The following is a 6,050-nucleotide window of genomic DNA, read 5'->3' as shown; positions in this document are numbered from 1 at the left end:
GGGATCCCTTTCCTGCGGTGGTGGGCCGGGCTGGGGATGGTGGCCCTGCTGCTGCTGGTGATCTGGAACTGGACGGATCCCTTGCCGCCGGCGTGGGATGAGGCGCAGCATTTGTTGCAGGCGCAGGCGTTTGGGCTTCACCTGCAGCGGTTTCGCTGGGATGGGCTGTGGGGGCAGCAGTTTTTGCATTTGAACCAGCGCTACCCCCCTTTGGCCTATTGGCTGGGGATCCCCTTGGCAGTTCTACATCCGTTCAGCCGGGCGGACGGGCAGTTGCTCAACTTGGGGTTGCTGGGGGTGCTGGTTCTGGCAACGCAGCGGCTGGGACAGCGGGTCTATCGCTCTGGGGAAGTGGGCTGGCTGGCGGCGGCGCTGCTGCTCCTCTATCCGGGGATCACGGCTTTGGCCCACGTGTACATGTTGGAGTTGCCGCTGGTGGTGGCGGTGACGCTGGCGTTTTGGGCGCTGTGGGCCTATGGGGAGAAGCCTTCCTGGCGGGGGGCGGTGGGGGTGGGGGCGGGGGTGGCGGCGGTGCTGCTCACCAAGTGGACAGGGGTGCTGTTTTTGCTGCTGCCTTTGGTGGGAGTTGCAGGTCAGGCCCTCTGGCGCTCTGGGAAAGCGGTGGGGTGGTGGAAAGGGATCCCTTGGCCGGCGCGGCTGGCCCACTTGGCCTTGGGGATGGGTGTGATGCTGCTTTTGTGCTGGCCCTGGTATGGGGCCAATTGGCTGTTTGTGCTCAGCAATGGCTGGGCTTACGCCGAGACTGCCCACTACTACATCACTTGCCCAGCGGGATCCCTGTGCTGGTGGACTGCCTACTTGCGCCTTTTGCCCCTGCAGATGAGCCCTTTTTTGTGTGGGTTGCCGCTGCTGAGCGGGTGGGGATCCCTGGACAGGCGAGAGGCAGTCTTGTGGGCCACCTACGGTTCCGGCTACCTTCTCTACACCCTGGTGGACATCAAAGATGTGCGCTTCACCCTACCCCTGCTGCCTCTCTTGGCCGTGTTATCAGCAGGCGGGATCCAAAAGGCTTGCCGGTGGTTGGAGGAACGCTGGGGTGCGTGGGCTTTGCAAAGGGGAGTCTGTGCAGGGCTAGTTCTGGGCTGCTTGGCCTTGGCCAATTTGGGTCGGCCCCTCACCCCAGGGGTGGCCCCTCTGTGGACGGGGATCCAGATGCGCTGGCAGGGGCAGCACCCCACACAGGAGCTGACGCAGTGGATCCAATCCTTGATCCAGCCAGGTTTGACCACCACGCTGGGAGTTCTCCCCAACACAGAGCTGATCTCTTCCGAAACCCTCACCTACTTGTCGGCTCTCCAGCGCTGGCCGGTTACATTCCGCGCTGCCGGGCAAACCCCCTGGCCCGAGTTGGAGCTCTCCTTGCTGGATGGGTTTGTGGATGCCGAAGGGGAACAGGGAATTATTGGCCCTTATGGCCCGACTAAGGAGCAGATCCGGCAGCACCTGCGCAGCAGCCCAGACTGGCGACAAGATCCGGCGGTGGAGTTGCCTACGGTGGGTCGGCTGCACACTTACTTCCCTCGCTTTTCAAAGGTGACGGTACAGGAGTGGCCTCTTGAAGCTGAGGAGGTGGAGCTGGTGGAGGTTGAGGCGCTGTCGGAGCTGGGGATCCCCGCCTGGAAGTTACGCTGGCAAGGCCCAGCTCAGAACTTGGCCCAAACGCTGGTCTGGGCGCGGCTGGAAGACGGGCAAGGACGGGTTTTGGAGAAGCGGGCCTGGGTGCTGGGGCAGAATCGCCTGCAGCTCAACTCAACAGGCGGCTGGCTGGTGGAAGAGATCTTGACGCTGCCCACAACCGACTTCCCAAGAGGTGGCCTTCTCCACCTGGAATGGCAGTCGCCCAAAGGGATCCGCCATTCCCTACACCAATCCTGGAGAGGATCCCTGTCGAGCTTCCCGAAGGAAGGCCCCTTCCTTGTAACGGATCCCTTGTTTCCTCTCCGCGAGGCGGCCAGAGCTGCTGCCGCTGGGGATCTGCAGGCCCTCTCCCTTTACCTCAATGCCTGGACAACCCTGCAATACCCGACTTTTTTGACGGATCCAGATCGCATCCTGGTACGGCAACTGCTGGAGGGGGAACGGCAACAGGCTGCTGCCCAAGGCCAACCGAGCCAGCAAATCCAAAGCCACTACCAACTGGGCTTAATGTTGGCGGCGCTGTTACAACCAGAAGCAGCTCAGTTGCATTTTCAACAGATCGTCGAGCTGGATCCGGAAGACGAGTGGGCGCGGGCTTACCTGGGGTTTTTGCGAGTATTGTTCACTCACGACTTTGAGGGGATCCGGGGGTTGCGACAAGAGCTCTCGGCTGTGCTTCAGCCTCTTTGCCGGAAAGCGGATTTGGATTGGGATTTGAATTGGATTTGTGCTGCTCTTTAGCCACAAAGTCCAGCTCCATTTGAGAAACCTGGGAAAGAAGAAAGTCGGCAAAAGCTTTGGCCACCACCGAAAGACGCTTAGAGCGCAAATAGACCAAATACCAGAACCCCCGAATGGGAAACTCTTCCACATCCAAAATAGCCAGATGATGCTGCCACCCCCCCAAGGCCAACACATGCTGAGACAAAACCGAAATGCCCAATCCACCCAAAATCCCTTGGCGGATAGCTTCGCTGCTGCCTATCTCCATGCGAATGTTGAGCTTTAGGTTATGCTTCTCAAAAAGCCGCTCTACAGCCATGCGGGTGCCGGAGCCGGGTTCACGGGCTAAAAAAGGTTCTTGGGCAATGCGCGCCAGAGGGATCCGCTTTTGGCCCACCAGCGGATGATGAATGGGGGCCATCACCACCAAGGGATTTTCCAGAAAAGGTTGCGCCACCACGTCCAGATCTTCTGGCGGCATCCCCATCACGTAGAGATCGTCCATGTTGTTGCTCATCCGCTCCAAAACCTGCTGGCGGTTGAGCACCTTAAGAGCTACGTCAATGCCGGGATACTGCTGACAAAATGGCCCCAGCAGACGGGGTATAAAGTATTTGGCAGTGGTGACCACTCCAATGCTCAGCCGTCCCTGCTTTAGCCCCTTCAGGTCGGCAAGGGTCATCTCGAATTGATTCAATTGTTCAAAAATCTTCTCGCAGGTTTGGTGTAAAGCTTGCCCCGCTTCGGTGAGATACAGCCGCTTGCCCACCTGTTCAAACAACGGTAACCCCACGGCTTTGCTCAATTGCTTGATCTGCATGGAAATCGTGGGTTGGGTCAGGTAGAGCTCTTCGGCAGCGCGGGTAAAGCTCAGGTGGCGGGCGGCAACCTCGAAGATTTGCAGTTGATGCAGGGTAATGGCCTTCATGGACAATCAAGAAAAGCTAAAGGTTTACTACTAAATCATAAGCGCTAATCTATGCCTTTTGGCGAGATCCCCATGAGAGCCTGGCTGACGGTCACAGTGGCGGAAGGGGCAAAACCGAAGAGCAAACCCCTGCCACTGGGATCGGAGGTCTAGTCATTCTAAACAGGAATGAAACATTTCTGTTGCACTACTCCCCAACTCCCCTCTCCCCGATGGAGAGGGATTAGAGGTGGCTGTAGAAGCGGCGCAGAGCGCTGAGAAGGTGTCTCAATCTAGATTGAAATAACTATAGAGATTGGCCAAGGGATTGCGCCGGTGTGGGCACGGGCGGCTGTTTTTTTTCAATAGCCGCTCTCTGGGCAGGAGAAGAGTACGATCGCAGACATTCTCGTGGAGGTTGAGAGTGCTAAGACTGCCAAAAAACAAAGGGAGCCGCTGGCTTGCGGGTGTGCTGGGCGCGCTGATGTTGCTGGGATCCGGAATCACGGCCCAGGCTCAGTTCTTGTGGCCCGGCCATTCCCTTTTCCCCAGCTCTGGTTCCGTAGACAGTGCGGAACAGAGGGGATCCCACTTGGCTGCTCGGCTCGACGCCTACTGCCGACAGCCGCCCGAGGAGGTAGCGCGCAAGGCTCAACTGCGCCAGCAGGCTGCCCAGTCGAATGCTGCTTGGGCCGAGTACACCCAGGTTTTGGCCGAACATGGCGCTGCCTTGATCGCCTGCCGCAGCCAACGCTGGCCCCAGATCCAGGCCATCTGGGTACGTCTGCATCCCTGTGATGCCAATCCGGGCGTGTTGGATCAGGTGTTCGACCAAGTGGTAAACCTGGGCTACAACCGCGTTTTTATCGAGACCTTTTACGATGGTCGCTCCATTTTGCCGGATGGCGCAGGGGGGATCTGGCCCAGCTTACAGCCCAACGCCGACTTGTTGGATCTGGCTCTGAAGGCGGCACGACGCCGCGGCTTATCTGCCTATGCCTGGGTGTTTTCCCTCAATTTCGGTTACAGCTACGGACAACGGCCCGATCGACAGGTGGCCCTGGCCCGCAACGGTCGCGGCATCACCACCGTCTTGGATCCCGCTACAGCCCTTTCGGAAGACCTGGGCAGTCCTGGCGAGGTATTTGTGGATCCCTTTCATCCCCTGGCACGGCGGGATTTTGCCGAGTTGGTCCGCCGCATCCTACAGCGACAGCCGGATGGGATCCTTTTCGACTACATTCGCTATCCGCGTGGCTCAGGGGGATCCAGCGTGGCAGCCACCGTCCGAGACTTGTGGATTCATGGAGAGGCCGCCCGGAAAGCCTACCTCAATTTGGCAGAAAACCCGGCGGGTCGGGCATTGCTGGAGCGCTACCTAAGCCAGGGCTACATTGCAGTGGCAGATGTTCTCCATCTGGATGCCACCTATGCCGAAGAGCCCAGGTGGCGGCAGCCAGGGGATCCCTGGCCCAGCCCGACCGAGAAATGGGCGCTTTCCCCAGAGTTACTGGACTGGGCTGCCCAAGACATGGCCAGCAGGAATTGGCAGGGGGATCAGCTTTCCTCTGCAAAAGATTTACCAGAGAGTCTGGAGAAACCGGCGGATTCCAGTTCTGAGGCAGCAGCACCAACTCCTGCCCCTTCCCCCACCCCCAGCGCCGCCGTTCGCCAAGAACGTTGGCAGCAGCAGCTTTGGCAGCTGAGCGTCGAGTTTGCCCGCTACGGCGTTCTCGATTATCTACAGCAGGCCGCCCAACCCGCCCAGAGGCTGGGGATCCCGGTGGGGGCTGTCTTCTTCCCAGAAGGCAACCAAGCAGTAGGAGAAGGGTTTGACGCTCGTCTGCAACCCTGGGACCGCTTTGATCCGGGTATGGAATGGCACCCAATGGCCTATGCCAGGTGTGAGGATGCCACTTGTGTAGCCCAGCAGGTGGAGCAGGTTTTGGCCGTAGCTTCTCCCCAAACCTTCGTTTGTCCGGCCATCGCCGGCCTATGGGGACAGTCGCAACGACAGCGCCCCAGCCTAGAAGTGCAAATGGCAGAGCTGGCCCGCCGCTTTCCGCAGTTGCCCTGTGTGAGTCACTTCGCCCTCTCCTGGATCGAGCCGGAGCTGGAGCGCAGCCGTCGCACCTGTCAACTCTAACGCCCATCCCAATCTAAAAGTTAGGAATTCTGAACTTATGAGCCCTGAGCAATTTGATCTGATTAACCGCCTGTTTCAACTGACCTTTCAGATCGGGGATCGCTTGGGCTGTGAATCCTCAGATCCTGCTCAATTGTTGCTGACCAACCGGCCCAGCCTGGAATCCAGTTGCACATTCTTTCCTTCCGATTTCACCTACGAAGCCTTGGATCCCCAAGTGTGGGCCGACTACATGGCGGAAGTTCCGGCCTTAGCGCAGATGGCGAATATTTTGCAACCTTATCCTTTCACCTGTGGCATTTATCGCCAAGACGAGGTTTCGTGGTGGATTTGCGCCTTTTGGGCAGCCCAAGAGGACTTGGGAACCAACTTGCTCTTGCGCGCCCACAGAGTCGAAACTTAGGCGCTTGAGCCCTATCTCCTCTCCCTCATCGAGACGGGGATCGGCGTTACCGGAATCAAAGGGGCTGATAGCAGTCGTGGTTTTTATTACCATCTATTTCAACTGATCGCGCTAGCGGGCCAGAGGCCTTAGCAGGAAGCAACCGGTCGTTTGTTTCACCTTGACGGTGAGATAAATGACTATGCGTTGTGGAACGGTTTATTGCAATTGAC

At 58.5% G+C, this 6,050-nt stretch carries 4 protein-coding genes; 3 read left to right on the top strand and 1 reads right to left on the bottom strand.

All coding sequences use genetic code 11. The annotated features are described in order from the left end of the window. Positions 1-2,400 (top strand): hypothetical protein (locus tag NW829_RS10590; protein WP_414417041.1); only part of this gene is annotated, 2,400 nt, incomplete at its 5' end. Here NW829_RS10590 and NW829_RS10585 read toward each other — a convergent pair. Further along, on the bottom strand, positions 2,282-3,310 hold the full coding sequence (locus tag NW829_RS10585; RefSeq protein WP_414413687.1) for a LysR substrate-binding domain-containing protein: 1,029 nt from the start codon (positions 3,308-3,310) through the stop codon (positions 2,282-2,284). The two genes, NW829_RS10590 and NW829_RS10585, sit on opposite strands and share 119 nt — an antisense overlap. Before the next feature lie 448 nt (positions 3,311-3,758). Between NW829_RS10585 and NW829_RS10580 the strand changes: the two genes are divergently transcribed. Then, on the top strand, positions 3,759-5,435 hold the full coding sequence (locus NW829_RS10580; protein ID WP_414417040.1) for a hypothetical protein: 1,677 nt from the start codon (positions 3,759-3,761) through the stop codon (positions 5,433-5,435). 37 nt (positions 5,436-5,472) lie between these two features. Beyond that, positions 5,473-5,838: a hypothetical protein gene (locus NW829_RS10575; RefSeq protein ID WP_011433539.1), complete on the top strand. Its 366-nt coding sequence runs from the start codon at positions 5,473-5,475 to the stop codon at positions 5,836-5,838. The last annotated feature ends 212 nt before the right edge of the window (positions 5,839-6,050 follow it).

The organism is Synechococcus sp. R55.8 (genome assembly GCF_047461895.1).
Taxonomy (GTDB): domain Bacteria; phylum Cyanobacteriota; class Cyanobacteriia; order Thermostichales; family Thermostichaceae; genus Thermostichus.
The sequence above is the reverse complement of the archived record's forward strand: the minus strand, read 5'-3'. Positions and strand labels throughout refer to the sequence as shown.

Coding starts and splice junctions, on each gene's coding strand:
- NW829_RS10585 (WP_414413687.1), bottom strand. CDS start 3,310: ATGAAGGCCATTACCCTGCATCAACTGCAAATCTTCGAGGTTGCCGCC.
- NW829_RS10575 (WP_011433539.1), top strand. CDS start 5,473: ATGAGCCCTGAGCAATTTGATCTGATTAACCGCCTGTTTCAACTGACC.